This is a genomic window from Rhodococcus sp. ABRD24 (assembly GCF_004328705.1).
In the GTDB taxonomy this organism is placed as follows: domain Bacteria; phylum Actinomycetota; class Actinomycetes; order Mycobacteriales; family Mycobacteriaceae; genus Prescottella.
The window spans coordinates 4,964,535-4,984,420 of record NZ_CP035319.1 but is presented as its reverse complement, the minus strand read 5'-3'; the positions used below and the strand labels follow the sequence as shown (position 1 = coordinate 4,984,420).

At 68.2% G+C, this 19,886-nt stretch carries 18 protein-coding genes; 3 read left to right on the top strand and 15 right to left on the bottom strand.

The annotated features are described in order from the left end of the window. Positions 1–79: 79 nt before the first annotated feature. The 11 genes from whiA to ERC79_RS22320 form a co-directional block, all read right to left on the bottom strand. Positions 80–1,063, bottom strand: coding sequence for a DNA-binding protein WhiA (gene whiA, locus ERC79_RS22370; RefSeq protein WP_131580524.1), 984 nt, complete (start codon positions 1,061–1,063; stop codon positions 80–82). Further along, positions 1,054–2,088 carry a uridine diphosphate-N-acetylglucosamine-binding protein YvcK gene (gene yvcK, locus ERC79_RS22365; protein WP_131580523.1) on the bottom strand — a complete coding sequence of 345 codons (1,035 nt, stop codon included), beginning with the start codon at positions 2,086–2,088 and terminating at the stop codon, positions 1,054–1,056. The genes whiA and yvcK overlap by 10 nt, the downstream gene beginning before the upstream one ends. Further along, the gene (gene rapZ / locus ERC79_RS22360) at positions 2,085–2,951 is read right to left on the bottom strand and encodes an RNase adapter RapZ (protein ID WP_131581483.1); all 867 of its coding nucleotides are present in this window, start codon (positions 2,949–2,951) and stop codon (positions 2,085–2,087) included. Before rapZ ends, yvcK begins: the two co-directional genes overlap by 4 nt. A 29-nt stretch (positions 2,952–2,980) precedes the next feature. Continuing rightward, positions 2,981–5,146 (bottom strand): excinuclease ABC subunit UvrC, encoded by a 2,166-nt coding sequence (gene uvrC / locus ERC79_RS22355; protein WP_131580522.1) that lies wholly within the window; start codon positions 5,144–5,146, stop codon positions 2,981–2,983. A gap of 32 nt (positions 5,147–5,178) precedes the next feature. Continuing rightward, entirely contained in the window at positions 5,179–5,637 is a 459-nt protein-coding gene (locus ERC79_RS22350; RefSeq protein WP_131580521.1) for a PH domain-containing protein, read from the bottom strand. Next, on the bottom strand, positions 5,634–6,131 hold the full coding sequence (gene ribH / locus ERC79_RS22345) for a 6,7-dimethyl-8-ribityllumazine synthase (RefSeq protein WP_131580520.1): 498 nt from the start codon (positions 6,129–6,131) through the stop codon (positions 5,634–5,636). Before ribH ends, ERC79_RS22350 begins: the two co-directional genes overlap by 4 nt. Further along, positions 6,128–7,375 carry a bifunctional 3,4-dihydroxy-2-butanone-4-phosphate synthase/GTP cyclohydrolase II gene (locus ERC79_RS22340; RefSeq protein ID WP_131580519.1) on the bottom strand — a complete coding sequence of 416 codons (1,248 nt, stop codon included), beginning with the start codon at positions 7,373–7,375 and terminating at the stop codon, positions 6,128–6,130. Before ERC79_RS22340 ends, ribH begins: the two co-directional genes overlap by 4 nt. A gap of 106 nt (positions 7,376–7,481) precedes the next feature. Further along, a complete protein-coding gene (locus tag ERC79_RS22335) occupies positions 7,482–8,093 on the bottom strand; it encodes a riboflavin synthase (protein ID WP_131580518.1) in 612 nt (203 codons plus the stop codon). Between the two features lie 56 nt (positions 8,094–8,149). Next, entirely contained in the window at positions 8,150–9,148 is a 999-nt protein-coding gene (ribD, locus tag ERC79_RS22330) for a bifunctional diaminohydroxyphosphoribosylaminopyrimidine deaminase/5-amino-6-(5-phosphoribosylamino)uracil reductase RibD (RefSeq protein ID WP_131581481.1), read from the bottom strand. A 37-nt stretch (positions 9,149–9,185) separates the two neighbouring features. Further along, entirely contained in the window at positions 9,186–9,869 is a 684-nt protein-coding gene (gene rpe, locus ERC79_RS22325; protein WP_131580517.1) for a ribulose-phosphate 3-epimerase, read from the bottom strand. Positions 9,870–9,971: 102 nt separating this feature from the next. Then, positions 9,972–10,973, bottom strand: a complete 1,002-nt coding sequence (locus tag ERC79_RS22320; protein WP_131581479.1) for a zinc-binding alcohol dehydrogenase family protein — start codon at positions 10,971–10,973, stop codon at positions 9,972–9,974. A gap of 291 nt (positions 10,974–11,264) precedes the next feature. Between ERC79_RS22320 and ERC79_RS22315 the strand changes: the two genes are divergently transcribed. Next, positions 11,265–13,580 (top strand): phosphoketolase family protein, encoded by a 2,316-nt coding sequence (locus tag ERC79_RS22315; protein ID WP_242676924.1) that lies wholly within the window; start codon positions 11,265–11,267, stop codon positions 13,578–13,580. 24 nt (positions 13,581–13,604) lie between these two features. Here ERC79_RS22315 and ERC79_RS22310 read toward each other — a convergent pair whose 3' ends face one another. Continuing rightward, on the bottom strand, positions 13,605–15,062 hold the full coding sequence (locus ERC79_RS22310) for a transcription antitermination factor NusB (protein WP_131580515.1): 1,458 nt from the start codon (positions 15,060–15,062) through the stop codon (positions 13,605–13,607). Beyond that, positions 15,059–15,982, bottom strand: coding sequence for a methionyl-tRNA formyltransferase (gene fmt, locus ERC79_RS22305; RefSeq protein WP_131580514.1), 924 nt, complete (start codon positions 15,980–15,982; stop codon positions 15,059–15,061). Before fmt ends, ERC79_RS22310 begins: the two co-directional genes overlap by 4 nt. Positions 15,983–16,306: 324 nt before the next feature. On the opposite strand from fmt, the gene ERC79_RS22300 reads away from it, so the two are divergent. Further along, positions 16,307–16,513: a hypothetical protein gene (locus tag ERC79_RS22300; protein ID WP_131580513.1), complete on the top strand. Its 207-nt coding sequence runs from the start codon at positions 16,307–16,309 to the stop codon at positions 16,511–16,513. An 8-nt stretch (positions 16,514–16,521) separates the two neighbouring features. On the opposite strand, the gene ERC79_RS22295 is transcribed toward ERC79_RS22300, so the two are convergent. Further along, on the bottom strand, positions 16,522–17,469 hold the full coding sequence (locus ERC79_RS22295) for an alpha/beta fold hydrolase (protein WP_242676923.1): 948 nt from the start codon (positions 17,467–17,469) through the stop codon (positions 16,522–16,524). A gap of 390 nt (positions 17,470–17,859) precedes the next feature. Between ERC79_RS22295 and corA the strand changes: the two genes are divergently transcribed. After that, entirely contained in the window at positions 17,860–18,876 is a 1,017-nt protein-coding gene (gene corA / locus ERC79_RS22290) for a magnesium/cobalt transporter CorA (protein ID WP_131580512.1), read from the top strand. Between the two features lie 25 nt (positions 18,877–18,901). Here the strand turns inward: corA and ERC79_RS22285 are convergent, their stop codons facing one another. Continuing rightward, entirely contained in the window at positions 18,902–19,816 is a 915-nt protein-coding gene (locus ERC79_RS22285; RefSeq protein WP_131580511.1) for an SMP-30/gluconolactonase/LRE family protein, read from the bottom strand. Between the last annotated feature and the right edge of the window lie 70 nt (positions 19,817–19,886).

Below are 19,886 nucleotides of genomic sequence, written 5' to 3'. Positions count from 1 at the left end.
GCGCCCTCACCGAACCGCGCATCTGCCCCGGTCACCGGGATCGGAACCGGGCGCGCTCAGCGGAAGATCGCGTACCTCGTCACGCCTCGTCGAGAAGTTCAGCGGTGACAGCCGATTCGGTGTCCGGAATTCCGACGTCCTTGGCCTTCCGGTCGGCCATCGACAGCAGCCGACGAATCCGGCCGGCCACCGCATCCTTGGTCATCGGCGGATCCGCGAGCTGGCCGAGCTCCTCGAGCGAGGCCTGCCGGTGCTTGACCCGCAGGGTTCCCGCGGCGGCGAGATGGTCGGGTACATCCTCGCCGAGGATGTCTAGTGCCCGCTCCACCCGGGCTGCCGCCGCGACCGCCGCACGCGCGGACCGCCGCAGGTTCGCGTCGTCGAAGTTCGCCAGCCGGTTCGCAGTTGCCCGGACCTCGCGCCGCATCCGGCGTTCCTCCCAGGTGAGCCGGGTGTCCTGCGCGCCCATCCGGGTGAGCAGAGCGCCGATGGCCTCGCCGTCGCGCACCACGACACGGTCGGCACCCCGCACCTCGCGAGCCTTGGCCCCGATCCCGAGCCGACGCGCGGCGCCGACGAGCGCGAGCGCGGCCTCCGGGCCGGGGCAGCTGATCTCGAGGGCCGACGAGCGGCCGGGCTCCGTCAGCGAACCGTGCGCCAGGAACGCACCCCGCCATGCCGCCTCGGCGTCGCCGACACTGCCGCCGACCACCTGCGCTGGAAGCCCGCGGACGGGACGGCCGCGCATGTCGAGGAGCCCGGTCCGGCGAGCGAGCGCCTCACCCTCCTTGGCGACGCGGACGACGTAGCGGGAGCTCTTCCGCAGCCCACCTGCGCTGAGCACGTGCACGTCGGAGGTGTAGCCGTACAGGTCGAGGATCTCGCTCCGCAGCCGGCGCGCGATCGATCCGAGATCGACCTCGGCCTCGACGACCACCCGACCACCCACGATGTGCAGTCCGCCAGCGAACCGCAACAGCGCAGAAACCTCCGCCTTACGGCAGCTCACCTGCGTGATCGTGAGCCTGCTGAGCTCGTCCTTGACCTCGGCTGTCATCGCCACGTGGTGCTCTCCCTTCCCCCTGATGTCCGTTCGGCGGGCGCCGCGCCCGCCTGCTGCTCCGTGGCGAGTCGTTCCAGCACGGCCGCGAGCTTGCCCGCGTGGTGTTTGTGAGTTCCGTCCTCGGCAACGTCGGCGTAGACCACGTCCGCGCCGAGTTGCTTCGCGGCGCGGCACAAGTGGTCACGCTCCCGAGCGGATGGGACGGACGCCGAGTCGACCACGACGTGATCGACTCGGAATGCGGGTGCGTGTTGGCAGAGTACGTGCAAATGGCGCTCCGCGGAGAATCCCGCTGTCTCGCCGGGCTCGGGCGCGAGATTGAGCACCAGCACCTTTCGAGCCGATGCCCGTGACAACCCGTCGAGCAGTTCCGGAACGAGGACGTGAGGAATCACACTCGAGAACCAGGATCCGGGGCCGAGGACCACTAGGTCGGCGCCGTCGATCGCCTGCAGCGCGTCCGGACAGGCCGGCGGATTCGCAGGCAGCAGGCGCACCCGGCGTACCTTGCCGGGCGTCGTCGCGACCGCGACCTGACCGCGGATACAGCGGCTGACGCGGGGATCGCTCTCGAGTCCGACGACATCGGCTTCGATGTCGAGTGCGACCGGCGACATCGGCAGGACCCGTCCCTGGATCTCGAGGAGCCGGGCCACCACGTCGAGCGCCGCGACGGAGTCACCGAGCACCTCGGTCAGTCCCGCGAGGATCAGATTTCCCACCGAATGACCGGCGAGCGCACCCGTGCCGCCGAACCTGTGCTGCACGGTGTCGGTCCACGTCTGCACGTGCGGTTCGCGCGCCGCCAGCGCCGCGAGCGCCATGCGCAGGTCGCCGGGCGGGATCACGCCGAGTTCGCCCCGCAGCCGACCCGACGAGCCCCCGTCGTCGGCAACCGTCACCACCGCTGTGACGTCGGAACTCAGCCGTCGCGCCGCACTGAGCGTCGCGTACAGGCCGTGTCCGCCGCCGAGCGCGACGATCCTCGGCGCCCTGCCGTCTCCGCTGAGTAGATCGTCACTCATTCGCGCCCCACATCACGGTGCACGACGCGAACCGCAAGTCCGTCGTCGGTACGTAGCCGGACCGCGAGGGCCTCCGACATCGCCACGCTGCGGTGCTTGCCGCCGGTGCACCCGACCGCGATAGTCATGTACCGCTTTCCCTCCCGGCGGTATCCCGCCGTCGTCAGTTCCAGGAGCCGGACATAGGTGTCGAGGTACTCCTCGGCGCCGTCGCGGGACAGGACGAAGTTCCGCACCGCCTCCTCGAGGCCGGTGTGCTCGCGCAGCTCCGGAATCCAGTGCGGATTCGGCAGGAACCGGACGTCGCACACCATGTCCGCATCCATCGGCAGACCGTGCTTGAAGCCGAAGGACTGCACGGTCACCTGAATCGCACCACTGCTCTCACCGCCGAACGCCGTCTCGATCTTCTCGCGCAGTTCGCGCACCGCCAGTGACGACGTGTCGATGACCAGGTCCGCCGCCGCCTTCACCCGTGCCAGCTTCGAACGCTCGGACGCGATGCCCTCGGAGAGCGTGCCGTCCTTACTGTCGCTCTGCAGCGGATGGCTGCGGCGGACGTGCTCGAACCGGCGGATGAGGACCGAATCGGTGGCCTCGAGATACAGCACCCGGATCTCCACCGGCATCGCCTCGAGCGCCGCCACGACCCGGCCGAGATCGCCCGTGAACGGCCGGCTTCGCACGTCCATCACCACCGCGAGCCGGCGGATCGGCGGATCCGACTCGAGACCGAGATCGACCATGCGCGTGATCAACTCGGGCGGCAGGTTGTCCACCACGTACCACCCGAGATCCTCGAGCACCTTGGCTGCAGTGCCCAACCCGGCCCCGGACAAACCGGTGACGAGTGCAACCTCCATGGCATCCCGGCCCCGCACCTGCTGGTCGTTCACTCGCGACTCTGTCCTGTTCGTTCCGATGCAACCTGTTCGGATCTACCGATATCCGTCACATCATCCCCCACCGCGTGGTCTCCCGCAGTGGCATCGACGCCGGCGGGAGTGGCGGCCTCAGGCCCCGCCAGCGCCGACAGCACCGCCTTCGCCGTCGCCACGCCGATCCCGGGTACCGCGGTGATCTCCTCTACCGTCGCGTTGCGCAACCGGGCCACCGACCCGAAATGTGTGACCAGTGCCGTGCGCCGGGTCTCGCCGAGCCCCCGGACCGAGTCCAGAGCGGACGCCGTCATCCGTCGCGAGCGCTTGCTGCGGTGGAACGTGATCGCGAACCGGTGAGCCTCGTCCCGCACCCGCTGCAGCAGGTACAGCGACTCACTGGTCCGGGGCAGGATCACCGGATCGCTCTCCCCTGGCACCCACACCTCCTCGAGCCGCTTCGCGAGCCCGATCACCGCGACATCGGTGATACCGAGTTCGTCGAGAACCGCCGCCGCCGCCGTGACCTGCGGGGCACCTCCATCGACGACGTACAGGTTCGGTGGGTAAGCGAACCGGCGCGGGCGTCCGGTCTGCGGATCGAGGGCCGCCTCCGGCGCGAGATCGCCACCGTCACCGTCGTTGCGGTCGGCTCCCGCAGCCACATCCCGGTTGTGCCGCAGGAACCGGCGGCGGGTGACCTCCGCGATACTTGCCACGTCGTCGGAACGTCCTTCTCCCGCAGCCTCCTTGATGGAGTAGTGCCGGTAGTCCGACTTCCGGGGCAACCCGTCCTCGAACACCACGAGCGAAGCCACGACGTCGGTGCCCTGGACGTGGCTGATGTCGACGCACTCGATCCGCAGCGGAGCCGAATCCAGATCGAGCGCCTCCTGGATGCCCTGCAGCGCCGCGGACCGCGACGTGAAGTCGCCGGCGCGCTTGAGCTTGTGCTGGGCCAGCGCCTCCTTCGCGTTGCGCTGCACAGTCTCGGCGAGGTCCTTCTTGTCGCCCCGTTGCGGCACCCGGAGTGCCACGTTCGACCCGCGCAGACCGCTGAGCCATTGCTGCACTTCATCGGCATTGCGCGGCAGCACCGGTACCAGCACCTCGCGCGGGACGGCGTTGGCGGGCTGGTCTGCCGGCCCGCCACCCTCGGCCAGCGCGGCCTGCTCCCCGTAGAACTGGGTGAGGAACTGCTCCACCAGAATCGACAGTTCGGCGTCGGTGTCTGTCTCGCCCTCCCCCGCGGTGCCCTCGATGATCGCGTCCTCGATCACGGCGTCGCGTTCGATCGCGTCGCCCGCCTTCTCCACCACCCATCCGCGCTGGCCGCGGACGCGACCACCACGCACGTGGAAGACCTGCACCGCGACCTCGAGTTCGTCCGCGGCGAACGCAACCAGATCGGCGTCGGTGCCGTCGCCCAGCACGACAGCCTGCTTCTCGAGCGCCTTGCGCAGCGCGCCGACATCGTCGCGCAGCCGGGCCGCCGTCTCGAAGTCCAACTCCTCCGCCGCGTCCTGCATGCGTGCCTCGAGCTGGCGGACCAGCCGGTCGGTGCGACCGGACAGGAAGTCGCAGAAGTCCTCGACGATCTGCCGGTGTTCCGCCGAACTCACCCGGCCGACGCACGGTGCCGAACACTTGTCGATGTAGCCGAGCAGGCAGGGCCGGCCGATCTGATGGTGTCGCTTGAACACTCCCGCCGAACATGTGCGGGCCGGGAACACCCGGAGCAGCAGGTCCAGCGTCTCGCGGATGGCCCACGCGTGCGCATACGGGCCGAAGTAGCGAACACCCTTGCGGCGCGGACCGCGGTAGACGAACAGCCGCGGGAACTCCTCGTTCAACGTCACCGCCAGGACGGGGTACGTCTTGTCGTCCCGGTAGCGGACGTTGAACCGCGGATCGAACTCCTTGATCCAGTTGTACTCGAGCTGGAGCGCTTCGACCTCGGTGCTGACGACGGTCCACTCGACGCTGCCCGCCGTCGTCACCATCTGGCGGGTGCGCGGATGCAATGACGAAACGTCCGCGAAGTACGAGTTGAGCCGCGACCGCAGGCTCTTCGCCTTGCCGACGTAGATCACCCGGCCGTGCGGGTCTCGGAACTTGTAGACGCCCGGAGCCACCGGGATGGTTCCGGGCGCGGGACGATACGTCGAGGGATCGGGCACGTAACAAGGTTAGTCGGCGGTACCGACGGTACTCAGCGAGCCGCGGGGCTCGTGTACTTCGCTTCGAGCTCCCGGAACCTGCGCACCGCCTGCACCGCGTGCTCGCGGTCGTTCGCCTGGATCGCCATCACGGGCACGTACTCGTCGTCGGGCAGCTCGATCCGTGCCCAAGACGCTCCCTCCGGGAACGACATGCCCTGATCCAGATCCCACTCGACGATCCGCTCGCCGAGGACGTTGCGCACCCCGATCCCCTGCGGGCCGACGCGTAGGCGGGGACGAGTGAGCAGCAGCACACCTCCGGCAAGCAGACAGCCGATGCCCGCCATCGCGAACTGGTCGACGGTCCGGAAGTACACACCGGTTGCCGACGACCGCAGCAGCACCGCGAGGGTGACGTGCACCAGCACGAGCACCCCGGCCGCCATCATCGCGTACCGCGCAGACTTCTTGGAGCGGACCTCGAACTCCCAGTCGCCGTTGCCTGTCATCGGGATGCCGTCCCCGCCCGCTTGCGCCGCAGCTGTGCAAGAGTCACCGCAGTGTCGATAGCTGCGGCACACGCCTCACCGCCCTTGTCCTCGACCGACCCGGGCAGACCCGACCGGTCCAGCGCCTGCTGCTCGTTGTCCGTGGTGAGGACACCGTTGCCGACCGGCGTGTTCTCGTCCAGCGAGACCCGGGTCAGACCGGCGGTGACGGCATCACACACGTACTCGAAATGCGGTGTGCCACCACGGATCACGACACCGAGTGCCACGACAGCATCGTGCGACTTGGCAAGTTCCTGCGCGACGATGGGCAGTTCGATCGCACCCGCCACGCGAACCAGCGTCACATCTTCGATCTGCGCCTGCTTCGCGACCCGGCGGGCACCGGCAATCAGCGCCTCGCTGATCTCCGGATGCCACTGACCCGCCACGATCGCGAGCGTGAGGCTCTTGGCCATGCCCAGCTGCAGATCGGGGCGTCCCTCGCCGCTCACAGCGCGTCCCCGGCCTCGAACTCGTCGAGCCCGATCAGGTCGTGACCCATCCGGTCCCGCTTGGTGCGCAGATAGGTCAGATTCTCGGAATTCGCACGCAGCGGCATCGGCACGCGATCGGTGATCTGCAGGCCGTAGCCGTCCAGTCCCACCCGCTTGGCTGGGTTGTTCGTCAGCAACCGCATCGACTTGATACCGAGATCCACCAGAATCTGCGCGCCGATGCCGTAGTCCCGCGCATCGGCGGGCAAGCCCAGCTGGAGGTTGGCGTCGACGGTGTCCGAACCGGCGTCCTGCAATTGGTACGCCTGCAGCTTGTGCATCAGGCCGATGCCGCGACCCTCGTGCCCACGCATGTACAGGACCACACCACGGCCCTCCTGCGCGACCATGTCGAGTGCGGCGTCGAGCTGTGGGCCGCAGTCGCAGCGCAGCGAACCGAAAACGTCACCGGTGAGGCATTCGGAGTGCACCCGCACCAGCACATCGCTGCCGTCGTCCGCGCTGATATCGCCCTTGACGAGGGCAACGTGCTCGACGTCGTCGTAGATGCTGCGGAAGCCGACAGCAATGAAGTCGCCGTGGCGAGTGGGGATCCGGGCCTCGGCGACGCGCACCACATGCTTTTCGTGCTTGCGGCGCCATGCGATGAGATCGGCGATCGAGATCAGGGCCAGATCGTGGTCGTCGGCGAAGACGCGCAGTTCCTCGGTCTGGGCCATATGGCCCTCGTCCTTCTGACTGACGATCTCGCAGATCACGCCCGCCGGGCGCAGATCCGCCATCCGGGCGAGATCGACTGCGGCCTCGGTGTGTCCGGGGCGACGCAGTACGCCGCCCTCCTTCGCCCGCAACGGCACGACATGACCGGGACGCGTGAAGTCCTGGGCGCCACTGTCCGGATCTGCGAGCAGACGCATCGTCGCCGCGCGGTCGGAGGCCGAGATGCCCGTGCCGATGCCATCGCGCGCATCGACGGTGACCGTGTACGCGGTGCCGTGCTTGTCCTGATTGGTCGCGTACATCGGCGGCAGGCCGAGACGGTCGCAGTCCTCACCGTCGAGCGGGACACAAAGGTAGCCCGAGGTGTAGCGGACCATGAACGCCACCAGCTCGGGGGTGGCCTTCTCGGCGGCGAAGATGAGATCACCTTCGTTCTCACGGTCCTCGTCATCGACGACGACGACCGCCTTACCGGCGGCGATATCAGCGACTGCGCGCTCGATGCTGTCGAACCTGGTCACGTGCTTGGGCTCCAAAATCTTGAACTGCGTGCTCGAGTAAGTCCCGGCGCATCGGTTCGGATGCACCTCAACAGTACGACCCCGCGATACGAGGTCGTTATTCCGGCTAGCGGCCGGCGACGGTGTGCAATCGCTCGACGTACTTGGCGATCACATCGACCTCCAGATTGACCCGGGTGCCCGGTTCGGCCGAGCCGAGCGTGGTCAGCGCCAGGGTCGTCGGGATCAGCGAGATCTCGAAGTACTCGTCGCCCGGCTCCCCGCCCAGCGCGGAGACCGTGAGGGAGACACCGTCGACGGTGATAGAGCCCTTCTGCACGACGTAACGCGCAATGCTCGCCGGCAGCGAGATCCGCACGACGGTCCAATTCTCGGACGGCTCGCGGCAGATGACCGACCCGACAGTGTCGACATGGCCCTGGACGATGTGCCCGCCCAGTCGGCTGTTCACCGCGGCGGCGCGCTCCAGGTTGACCCGGCTACCGATGTCGAGCGCGCCCAGGCTCGAGCGAACCAGGGTCTCGCGCATGACGTCCGCAGTGAACGCCCCATCGTCGACCACGTCGACGACCGTCAGGCACACACCGTTGACCGCGATCGAGTCGCCGTGGCCCGCGTCGGAAGTGACGACGGGACCCCGCACGGTGAAGCGGGCGGCATCCGCCAGCTCCTCCTTGGCCACGATCTCGCCGAGCTCCTCGACGATTCCGGTGAACATGTCTCGCTCACTCCTTCGGATCCCGGAGGATCGGTTCAACGGTGATCCCCGCGGGATCACTCCACTGACGATCCCAGCGGGATCAGGTTCAACAACAGGTCTTCGCCGATCGGCTCGACGCTCTCCCGCCGAAACCGTAGCGCCTCGGCAATGGTGCGGACGCCGGCGTCTTCCACTGCGTGGGACCCCGCGCCGAGAACCACCGGTGCGAGGTACGCCTGTATCCGGTCGATCCGGCCCGCGGCCAGGAACGCCCCGGCAAGCCGCGGCCCACCCTCGACGAGAACATCGTCGCGGTCCGCCAGGGCCGCGAGGACCTCGTCGACGTCATGGGTGCGCAGGATCAGCGTCGGGGCCGCACCGTCCAGAACCCTTGCAGTGGAGGGGATCTCTCGGGTTCCGACCACGACACGCAGCGGCTGGTGCGCAGCGAGCGAGCCGTCGGGTAGCCGCGCGGTCAGCCACGGATCGTCCGCCAGGACCGTTCCCGTGCCGACGACGATCGCGTCGAGACGCGCACGGTCGGCATGCACCCGAGCCCGCGCCTGCGGCCCGGTGATCCACTGGCTGGTGCCGTCGGCGGCGGCACTGCGGCCGTCCAGCGTGGCGGCGAGCTTCCAGGTCACGTGCGGTCGCCCGGTCCGCTGCCGGTGCAGCCAGGCGCGCAGCGGCCCCTGTTCGACCTTGTCGGCAAGTACACCCGACGACACGTCCACCCCTGCCTTCCGCAGGGTGTCGGCGCCACCCGCCGCGGCGGCGTTCGGATCGACGACCGCGAAGTGCACCGCTGCGACGCCCGCCTCGATCAGCGCCTGCGCGCACGGGCCGGTTCGCCCCCGGTGGTTGCAGGGTTCGAGGGTCACCACCGCAGTGCCGCCGCGGGCCCGGTCGCCGGCCGCGGCGAGCGCGACCACCTCGGCATGCGCACCGCCGGGCGGCCGGGTCGCACCCACGCCGACCACCTCGCCGGACGCGTCCAGGATTACTGCACCGACAGGCGGATTGGGGCTGGTGGTGCCACGCACCCCGTGCGACGCATCGATCGCGAGCCGCATCGCGGGCTCGTAGGCAGACGTCGCCACGGCCGACTCGTCAGATCGCCAGCGTCAGGTGCGGCGACGCCTTGGCCGCCTGCTCGCGCAGCCCACGCACCGCGGCCGCGGGATCCGCGGCGCCGTACACAGCCGAACCAGCGACGAAACAGTCGATGCCGGCCTCGGCAGCCTGCTCGATGGTATCGACGTTGATGCCGCCGTCGATCTCGACGAGCAGTCGCAGCTCACCGGCGTCGACCAGCCTGCGCACAGCGCGGGCCTTGTCGAGGACGGAAGGAATGAACGACTGACCACCGAAGCCGGGCTCGACGCTCATGACGAGGAGGGTGTCGAAGTTCTTCAGGATCTCGAGGTACGGCTCGATCGGGGTGTTCGGCTTGATGCTCAGGCCCGCCTTGGCACCGGCCGCGCGGATGTCGCGGGCGACCCCGATCGGATCGTCGGTGGCCTCGGCGTGGAACGTGACATTGTGCGCGCCGGCCTCCGCGTACGGCGGCGCCCAGCGACCGGGATCGTCGATCATCAGATGGCAATCGAGTGGGATGGCGGTGGCCTTCAGCAGACTCTGCACGACCGGCAGGCCGAGCGTGAGGTTCGGCACGAAGTGGGCGTCCATGACGTCCACGTGCAGCCAGTCGGCGCCGGAGACCGCATCGGCCTCCTCGGCCAGGCGCGCGAAATCGGCGGAAAGAATGGACGGTGCGATCATCGGGGTTGCCACGCGGGCGAGTTTAGTCGGCGGGAATTCGCGACGCTCCGCTGCCGGGGCGCCGCCGTTCCCACCCCGTGGGCTGGGTGAACTCCACCTGGTCCACCGTTCGCGTCACGGCACCAGGACTGCTGCACCTCCGAACACGCCCCCTGCCAGATCCGCGAGCGCGCGGTCTGCGGCGTCGAGCGAATAGCGGTGCGCGGTGACCCGCAGCCGATGCTGCTGCGCGAATGCGAGGAACTCACGGGCGTCGCCCCGAGTGTTTGCTGTCACGCTGCGGATCTGCCTTTCCCGGAACAGGTGTCGCTGATAGTTCAGCGACGGAATGTCGCTCAGGTGAATACCCGCCAGTGCCAGCGTGCCACCCGCGTCCAGCGCTTCCAGCGCCGGCGGGACGAGGTCACCGATGGGAGCAAACAGGATCGCCGAGTCCAACGGCTCCGGCGGTGGATCGGTGGCGCCCTGCACCGATGTCGCGCCGAGGCTGAAGGCGAGCTCCCGCGCCTGTTCGCCACGGGTCATCACATGCACGCGGGCGCCGCGCGCCAGCGCCACCTGCGCGGTGAGGTGCGCGCTGCCGCCGAACCCGTAGATCCCGAGGCGGCCACCCTCCGGCAGGTCCGCACGCAGTAGTGAGCGGTATCCGATGATCCCCGCACACAGCAGTGGCGCGAGTTCGACGATCGGATAGCCCGTGGGGAGTTCGAGTGCATAGTCGACGGGCACGGTCGTGTATTCGGCATACCCGCCGTCCGCATCCCATCCCGTGTAGCTCGAGTACGGACACAGATTCTCGTCGCCACGGATGCAGTACCGGCAATGCCCACAGGTCCCGCGCAGCCACGCGACACCGACCCGCTGTCCTATCTCGAACCGATGGCCTGCGTCCGCACCTGCCCCGACGACCTCACCGATCACCTCATGGCCGGGAATCACATTGAGCCGGTGCGGCGGCAACTCGCCCTCCACGACATGCAGATCAGTGCGGCACACTCCACACGCGAGGACCTTGACGAGCAGCTCCGACCGCGTCGGACGCGGCAGCAGTTCCCGGCCCATCTGGAGTGGGCGATCGGACAGCGGGCCGGGTCTGGTCGTCCGCCAGGCACGCATCGTGGTGGTCGGCATCGTGATTCGTGTCGTCTCGGTCCGCATGGCCTCGGTCCGCAATATCGTCATCGTCGGCGCCGGCTGCAACCGGGGCGCCGTGCCCGCCGAGGTGAAATGGGGCGCCTCCTCCAGCATGCCTGGTTCGCCACGCTCGCAACAGGGGGGCAACGGCTGGCTCTGGTCAACCGGGCGGCCAACCGTCAGGATGGAGGCACCCTTCGCTGCAACGGCAGGAGTCGCCCGGTGGAAGACAGCTCGACGAACGACGACCTCGATCTGCTCAACCGATACTGGATGGCAGCCAACTACCTCACTGTCGCGCAGATCTATCTCCGGGACAACGTCCTGCTGCACCGCCCGCTCGTGCCGACCGACATCAAACCCCGACTTCTCGGGCACTGGGGCACCAGCCCGGGGCTCTCGCTCGTCTACGCGCATCTGAACCGGTTGATCACCCGCACCGGCGCGAACGTGATGTTCGTGGCCGGGCCCGGCCACGGCGGACCGGCGGTCGTGGCCAACGCATATCTCGAGGGAACATATTCGGAGCTGTATCCGGAGGTGACCCCGGACGAGGCGGGTCTGCGACGGCTGGCCCGCCAGTTCTCGACCCCCGGCGGCATTCCCAGCCACTCCGGAGTCGAGACACCCGGCTCGATCAACGAGGGCGGTGAACTCGGTTACTCGCTCGCACACGCGGCCGGCGCGGCGATGGACAATCCGGATCTCATCGTGGCATGCGTCGTCGGCGACGGCGAGGCCGAAACCGGGCCGCTGGCGGCGTCGTGGAAGGCGCCGTTCTTCCTCGACCCGGCACACGACGGTGCCGTTCTGCCGATCCTGCACCTCAACGGATACAAAATATCCGGACCGACGGTTCTCGGCCGCCGCTCCGACGACGAGGTCGCGAGTCTGCTGCGCGCGCATGGCTGGGATCCGACAGTGGTCGCCGGTGACGATCCGACCCAGGTGCACCGGGACCTCGCCGAGGCTCTCGACCGCGCGAACTCCACCATCACCGCGATCCGGCGCAGCGCCCGCGAGTCGGGTCTCGCCGAGCGGCCGCAGTGGCCGGCGATCATCCTGCGCACACCCAAAGGCTGGACCGGACCGGACCAGGTCGACGGCGTCCAGGTGGAGGGCACGTTCCGGGCACACCAGGTGCCGATTGCCGACGTGCGCAACGATCCCACGCACCTGCGGATGCTCGAGCAGTGGATGCGGTCCTACCGGCCGGAGGAGCAGTTCGACCCGCAAGGTCGTCTGGTTCCCGAGCTCGCCGCGCTGGCGCCGACCGGGGACCAGCGCATCGGATCGAACCCGCATGCCAATGGCGGCAAGCTCCTCCGCCCACTGAAGCTTCCCGGTGTGCAGAACTACGCGGTGACGGTCACGAGCCCCGGTGGGGTCCACCACGAGACGACCCGTCCGCTCGGAGACCTGTTGCGCGACGTCTACTCCGCCAATCCCAGCACCTTCCGCCTGTTCTCCCCGGACGAGACCAACAGCAACCGGCTCGGCGCAGTGTTCGAGGTGACCGACCGCGGCTTCATGGGCACGATCCTCCCCGGCGACGATCACGTCGACCATCACGGACGTGTGATGGAAGTACTCTCCGAGCACCTGTGCCAGGGCTGGCTCGAGGGCTACCTCCTCACCGGCCGGCACGGACTGTTCGCGACCTACGAGGCATTCGCCATGGTGAGCGCGTCGATGACGATCCAGCACACCAAGTGGCTCGAGCGGTCCCGCTCCCTCGACTGGCGGGCTCCGGTGGCGAGCCTGAACATCTTGCTCACCTCGACGTGCTGGCGCAACGACCACAACGGGTTCTCCCACCAGGGCCCCGGGCTGATCGACACGATGCTGTCGCTGTCCGGCGGTGTCACGCGGGTGTACCTGCCGCCGGACGCGAACTCGCTGCTGATGGTCGCCGAGCACGTGTTCGCGACCCGTGACTGCGTCAATCTGCTGGTCGTCGACAAGCAATCGCATCCGCAGTACCTGACGCTCGAGCAGGCGCGGGCCCATGTCGGCGCGGGCGCCTCGGTATGGGACTGGGCCGGCACGGAGAACGGCGCCGCGCGCGAACCCGACATCGTGCTCGCGTGCGTCGGAGACGTTCCCACCGAGGAGACCCTCGCCGCGGCGGCCCTGCTCCGCGGCCACGTACCCGACCTGTGCGTCCGGGTGGTCAACGTCGTCGATCTGATGTCGCTCGCGCCACCGGACGTGCACCCCCACGGAATGCCCCACGAGCGATTCGCCGCATTGTTCACCGAGAACGTCGACGTCGTCGTCGCATGGCACGGTTACGCACGAGCGTTCCATCAACTCCTGCACGGGCGGGTGCACCCGGACCGATTCCACGTCCGCGGGTACACCGAGCAGGGATCGACGACAACGCCGTTCGACATGGTGGTGCTCAACCGGATGAGCCGCTACCACCTCGCGGCGGAAGCGCTGAACCGCAGCCGCCGCGAGTACCCGGGCGCAGCAGAACTCGCCGGATACTGCGAGCGCATGCTCGACCGGCACCACGGCTACGTGCGCGAACACCTCGAGGATATGCCCGAGATTCGCAACTGGGCCTGGCCGGAGCCGGTCTAGGCCCCGCCCAGGCCCCGCCCCAAGTCAGGCGTCCAGCGGCCGTCGCAATGCCGCCATGAACATGGCATCGGTGCCGTGCCGATGCGGCCACAACTGCACCCCCGGACCGTCGCCCAGGTCAGCAACGCCGGGCACCAGCTCGCGGGTGTCGAGCGGGACCGCACCGTAGCGACGCACCGCATCGGCGACCACTCCGACGGTCTCCGACACGTGCGGTGAACAGGTCGAATACAGCACGACGCCACCGGGGCGCACGAGCTCGAGCGCCGATGCGAGTAGCTCACGCTGCAACTTGACCAGTCCGGCCACATCCGACGGCTGCCGCCGCCAACGTGCCTCCGGCCGGCGGCGCAACGCCCCCAGACCGGTGCACGGCGCATCGACGAGGATGCGGTCGTAGCCGCCGTCGAGTCCGGGATCACGACCGTCCGCGACATGCACGTCAACCGGTAGCCCGCGGGTGGTCTTGCGGATCAGTTCGGCCCGGTGCTCCACGGGTTCGACCGCGTCGAGACGACCGCCTTCGATTCCGGCGAGCGCGCCGAGCAACGCGGCCTTGCCACCCGGTCCCGCGCACAGGTCCAGCCACCGTCCGGAGTCGGGGCCGTCGAGCGGAGCCAGTGTGAGGGCGCGCGCCACCAGCTGACTGCCCTCGTCCTGCACACCCGCGAGCCCCTCGCGGACCGCGTCGAGCAACCCCGGATCGCCGCCGTCGAGGTGCACCGCGTACGGCGAGTACGGACCTACCTCGCCGCCGGTGATGAGCGCGAGCTCCTCCGCAGAGATCTCACCGGGCCGGGCCACCAGATGCACTGCCGGACGAGAGTCATCTGCGATGAGTACATCCTGCAGCTCCGCTGCGTCGGCGCCGAGCGCGTCCGCGAACGCCTGCGCGATCCACGTGGGGTGCGCGTACTTGAACGCGAGATGACCCACCGGATCCTTGTCGGTGTCGGGCGCGAGCTGGGCCACCCACTGATCCTCGGTCTGTTCCGACACCCGGCGCAGGACCGCATTCACGAAACCGGCCTTGCCGGAACCGAACTCCGCACGCACCAGATCGACCGACGTCGCGACGGCCGCGTGCGGGGCGACGCGAGTGCGCAGCAGCTGATAGGCGCCCAGCTGCAGCACGTCGAGCAGCGGACCATCGATGTCCTCGATCGGCCGTCCCGCGCACGACGCGATCACCGCGTCGAGCAGACCGCGCGCACGAGCGGTGCCGTACGCAAGTTCTGTCGCCAGGGCCGCATCGCGGCCGTCGAGCCGACGCTCCCGGAGCAGTCCCGGCAGAACGAGATTGGCGTAGGCGTCGCGTTCCCGGACTGCGCGCAGCACGTCCCGGGCAGCACGGCGCGGCTGATCGATCGACGCCTGCGCCGGATCGGGTCGCTTGGCCTGCCGCGGCTTGTTGTTGCTGCGTTCCCCTGCCCCACCCGGCCGCCGACCGGAACCGCGTGCCGGACGCCTCGACTCGCTCACTGTGCTCGCACCTCTCCGTCGAGGCGCGCACCGCGCGCCCAGTCCACTGCTGCCATCTGTTTCTTGCCCTGCGGCTGCACCTGATCGAGCCGCACAGCAGTCGTCGACGTCCCGATGTAGAAGCCGTCCTTGCGAATCTCGATCCGTCCGGGTGGCAGCGTGTCCTGCGCGAGCGTGACGGGACCGACCTTGACGCGGAGGTCGCCGATCATCGTCCACGCGCCGGGTGCCGGAGTCACCGAGCGGACGTGCCGGTGCACGGCCAGCGCCGGCTGGTCCCAGCGAATCCGAGCGGACTCGACGGACACCTTCGGTGCGTGCGAGACGCCCTCGGCCGGCTGCGGCACAGCGTGAACCGCACCGTCCTCCACCCCGTCGAGCACCGACTCCAGCAACAGAGCACCACTTTCGGCGAGCCGGCTCAGTAGGGCCCCCGCGGTGTCGGTGTTGCGGATGGTCTCGGTGACGACTCCGTAGACCGGTCCGGTGTCCATGCCCTCGTCGAGCGCGAAGACGGTGGCGCCGGTCATCTCGTCGCCGGCGTTGATCGCCGCCTGAACCGGTGCGGCACCGCGCCACGCCGGAAGCAGCGAGAAGTGCAGGTTCATCCAGCCGTACTTCGGCACGTCCAGTATCGGACGCGGCAGCAGCGCACCATAGGCAACCACCGGGCAGGCGTCGGGTTCGAACTCGGCCAGCCGAGCCAGGAATTCGGGATCCGACGCCGAGGGCGGCGTGAGCACCTCGATTCCGTGCTCGTCCGCGAGCTCACCTATCGGCGACCGCGCGAGCTTTCGCCCGCGGCCCGCCATCGCATCCGGCCGGGTGACGACGGCGACGACCTCGTGCCGCTCGGACGCGATCAGACGCCGCAGCGACGGCACTGCCGGTTCGGGAGTTCCCGCGAAGACGATGCGCATCAGCGTAGGACCTCCGGGCAGATGGGTCGGCTGGGCGAGTGGTACACGAGGGCGGCTCCCGGAGCATCGAATCCCGGCGGTGCCGGAAGAGGGTTCACCAGGGATTCTACGGAGCACGCCGGCATCGGCTCAGCGCCGCCCGGAACCGGACCTCGGCGCAGGCAAAGCTGAGGCCTTGACTGGACAAACCCGGACATACGACGTGACAGCGCGACGGATCCACCCCGAACCCTCACGGAGACGACCACCCATGCGCTCTACTTCGGAGGGGCGCCCTCGCTGCGCTCCACCACTGCATCCGCAGAGAATCGATCGGAGGTAGAAATGTCCGGCATCGCACACAAATTCGACAAGGCATTCGAGTCTCGTTCAGTCGACGACCTGGCCGACGCACCCGTCTCGGCGCTACAGGGTGTCAGTGATTCGGACGCCGAACATCTCGAGGCCGCCTTCAACATCAAGACGGTCCGTGACCTCGGCACCAACAAGTTCTTCCTGTGGGCACAGGCGGTCGCCAAGCTCGCCGAATAGCCGGCCGTTCAGGGTGATCCGTCGTCGAGAATCGCCCGAAACGGCCGGGAATGACTCTGAACGATCATCTCCGGGATCCCGGTACCGAGCGGCACCTCACGACAGATCGGCGCCGGCGCTCCCGGGTCGAGCGCGCGCACCACCAGCCCCAGGGCGAACGGGTCGTAGACCATGTTGAAGTGCCCGCCCTCGTTCGCGGGGCACAGGTCCTGGATCACGATGTTCTCCGCGCCCGTGCCGCGCAACGCGACATTCGTGTACGGCTGGATCATCTCGTCGTAGCGGGAGCCGATCGTGGTGTACCGCACGCCGGGAACCGTGTCACCACCCGCGTTGAGCGCACGGAGGAACGATGACCCCTGCATCTGCTGGCTGACTGCCTTCGACGTGAGCTCCTCGGCCACCGCGTCCGAGTCCAGGTTGGGCAATGATCTGATCAGCGGCACCAAACCGAACATCACCCCGCCGTAGGTCGGTGAGGCCAAGCCGATCCATCGGTCGACCACGTCGGCGCCGCCGAGCCGGTTGACGAAGTACCTGTTGACCGTCGCGCCCTGCGAGTAACCGATCAAGTCGACCCTTGCGGCGCCTGTCGCACCGCGGACCCGCGTGACGAAGTCCGACACCGCACGGGCGCTGTCGGCGATGTCGCCACGGGCATACTTCCCCGGCGTGCCGTCTCCGCCATAGTTGAGTGCAAACACACAGAATCCACGTCCGGCAAGGTCGGGAGACAGCGCCGCCCAGTCGGTGTACGAGTCCGAATCGCTGCCGTGCACGAGAACCACCGGATTCGGATGCGAGCCGCCGGGTCGGCAATGGAAATCGTTCGCCCCCAACGGCGCCGAGTCCGGGTACCGCTCGGCATAGGCAGCGGCGCCGGCATGACGGACCTGGACCGGTCCCGATGTCGTGGGCACGGTCGACGTCCCCGTCCGGCCGGCTTCCGCGGGGATGGCCGCGGCAGAAGCCGTGACCACCAGGGCCAACGCGAAGGCACCGAGCCCGCTCACGACCACACCTGAGAAACGACCCACTGCGCACCTCCGTTGGTGTGCGGAACCTTTCGCAGTGTCTATCAAGATCACCGCGAGTTCTCAGCGGGAGTGGGCCGACAGGGACATAACGATCGCGGAACGATAGCGAGCAGGACGCGACCCGCGAACACAGATCGATTCCGATGCCGGCCGTCCGTCCAGACACCATCGGCGGAAGCGAAGGTGCCAATGCCGCCCGGGAAGCCGACTACATGATCCAATGAGGCGTCTCCTCGACCATACGAGTCCGACCGCACGAGTCCGACCGCACGAGTCCGACCGCAGGAGGCCGGACAGAACGGGGCCGGAATGACCATCGTGGACAACGCCGTCTATGTCGAAGGCAAGCGCGTCGACAATCCCGAGAACCTCGACAGCACCTACGAGACGATGCGCCGCTTGCAAGGTATGGCATGGATCGGTCTCTACCGCCCGGACACCGACGAGGTTCAATCGGTGGCACGCGAATTCGACCTCCACCACCTTGCAGTCGACGACACCGTTGCCGCACACCAGCGCCCGAAGCTCGAAAGGTACGACCAGACCCTGTTCGTCGTCCTGCGACCGGCGCGCTACCTCGACGACGTGGAGAAGGTGGAGTTCGGTGAGGTACACGTGTTCGTGGGCCCCGACTTCGTGGTCACCATCCGCCATGCGGAGTCGCCGGATCTGGGACGGGTCCGTCGACGGCTCGAGGACTCGCCCGAGTTGCTCCGGCTCGGCCCTGAAGCAGTGTTGTACGCAATCCTCGACCAGGTGGTCGACGAGTACCTACCGGTCGCGGCGGGACTGGAGAACGACATCGACGAGATCGAGGACCAGGTGTTCACCGGGGACCCCGCCGTGGCCCGGCGAATCTACGACCTGACGGGCGAGGTCATCGACTTCCAGAGGGCGACGCATCCCCTCCAGTCGATCCTCGAGGCACTCGAACGGGGATCCGACAAGTATCACGTCGATCTCGAGCTGCGCCGCCATCTGCGCGACGTCCTCGATCACACGATTCGAATAATCGAACGGGCCGACTCGTCGCGGGCGCACCTGCAGACGGCACTCTCCGTGCACGCCACATTGGTGGCTCAGCAGCAGAACGAGGAGATGCGCCGCCTGACATTGACGAGCCTCGCGCAGAACGAGGAGGTCAAGAAGGTCTCAGCCTGGGCCGCAATACTTTTCGCGCCCACTCTCGTCGGGACCATCTACGGGATGAACTTCGAGAACATGCCTGAACTGAACTGGACTTTCGGCTACCCGATGGCCCTCTTGCTCATGGTGGCGACCTCGGTGACGCTGTTCTTCGTCTTCAAACGCCAGCACTGGTTGTGACACCAGTACGCGAGCCCTGCCGAGGTCAATGACTCCGAACCGGAGCGAGATCGACGCCGGCCGGAGGCACCACGCGGCGCAGAGTGCCATCGAAGGCAGTGACATAGAGCGCCCAGCCGTCGCCGTCCGGGCCGATGCGCACCGAACTCGGCCCGGTCCACCCGCTCGACAGACCCGACGCGATGACGCATGCCGCTCCGGTATCCGGGTCGACGCGGTAGATCGCACCCTCGAGGTGGGCGGCGACATAGAGCGCTCCGGCCCGCGACATGGTCAGATCGTCGGGCCCGGGGACCATGCCAGGCAGTCTCGCAACGACCGTCCATTGGTCGGGATGCTCCAGCGGGACTCGGAGAATCTCGCCGGTGAACAGGTCGTCCGTGTACACGGCGCGGTGGTCCGGGCTGAGCGCCAGCCCCTCCGAACGCGGAACCATCGACCAGTTGGGCGCGACAACTCCGGCTTCATGGAGGTAGCGCGACAGCCCCTTCGACGGACCACCCTCCGTTCCGACCCAGGTTGTCAGCAGATCGCCGTCCGGCAGACGCAGCAAGCCGTTGCCCGCGAAGGACGCCCGTGAGGTCAGCTGGCCAGTCGTGGTATCCAGTTGCCACAATGTGCTGTCCTGCCGGGTGAGGAAGGACAGGGTCGAACCGTCGAGCTGCAAGCCACCCGGGGCAGCCATCCGATCGAGCACCGTGCGAACCTGTTCCGCGGCGTCGACGTGATAGACCTTCGACTCCCCGGACAGGTAGAACCCGCCCTTGCCGTCGGGTTCGAGATTCTCGAGCTGCTCCAACCCCTGCACGACCGTCTCCACCTGCCAGTCGCTGCACCCGGACGGAGCCGCAGCCTGAGCGGGCGCCGCCGCAGTGGTGGTTCCTGCCGCAATCGCGACGGCGACCAGCAACGCTCGGGTTCGATTGCTCAGCGTCTTCATCCCGCACAACCTACGTCAATCGCCGCGTCATTTGCCGCGTTTACGAGCCTGCGATGCTCCGAAGTTGCCG

What these genes read in the sequence shown, in the direction of transcription:
- yvcK (WP_131580523.1), bottom strand. Translation starts at nt 2,088, where the DNA reads ATGAGTGACGATCTACTCAGCGGAGACGGCAGGGCGCCGAGGATCGTC.
- rapZ (WP_131581483.1), bottom strand. Translation starts at nt 2,951, where the DNA reads ATGGAGGTTGCACTCGTCACCGGTTTGTCCGGGGCCGGGTTGGGCACT.
- ERC79_RS22350 (WP_131580521.1), bottom strand. Translation starts at nt 5,637, where the DNA reads ATGACAGGCAACGGCGACTGGGAGTTCGAGGTCCGCTCCAAGAAGTCT.
- ERC79_RS22335 (WP_131580518.1), bottom strand. Translation starts at nt 8,093, where the DNA reads ATGTTCACCGGAATCGTCGAGGAGCTCGGCGAGATCGTGGCCAAGGAG.
- ribD (WP_131581481.1), bottom strand. Translation starts at nt 9,148, where the DNA reads ATGCGGCTCGCGATCGATGCGTCGCACGGGGTGCGTGGCACCACCAGC.
- ERC79_RS22320 (WP_131581479.1), bottom strand. Translation starts at nt 10,973, where the DNA reads ATGCGTGCCTGGCGGACGACCAGACCCGGCCCGCTGTCCGATCGCCCA.
- ERC79_RS22315 (WP_242676924.1), top strand. Translation starts at nt 11,265, where the DNA reads ATGGCAGCCAACTACCTCACTGTCGCGCAGATCTATCTCCGGGACAAC.
- fmt (WP_131580514.1), bottom strand. Translation starts at nt 15,982, where the DNA reads ATGCGCATCGTCTTCGCGGGAACTCCCGAACCGGCAGTGCCGTCGCTG.
- ERC79_RS22300 (WP_131580513.1), top strand. Translation starts at nt 16,307, where the DNA reads ATGTCCGGCATCGCACACAAATTCGACAAGGCATTCGAGTCTCGTTCA.
- corA (WP_131580512.1), top strand. Translation starts at nt 17,860, where the DNA reads ATGACCATCGTGGACAACGCCGTCTATGTCGAAGGCAAGCGCGTCGAC.
- ERC79_RS22285 (WP_131580511.1), bottom strand. Translation starts at nt 19,816, where the DNA reads ATGAAGACGCTGAGCAATCGAACCCGAGCGTTGCTGGTCGCCGTCGCG.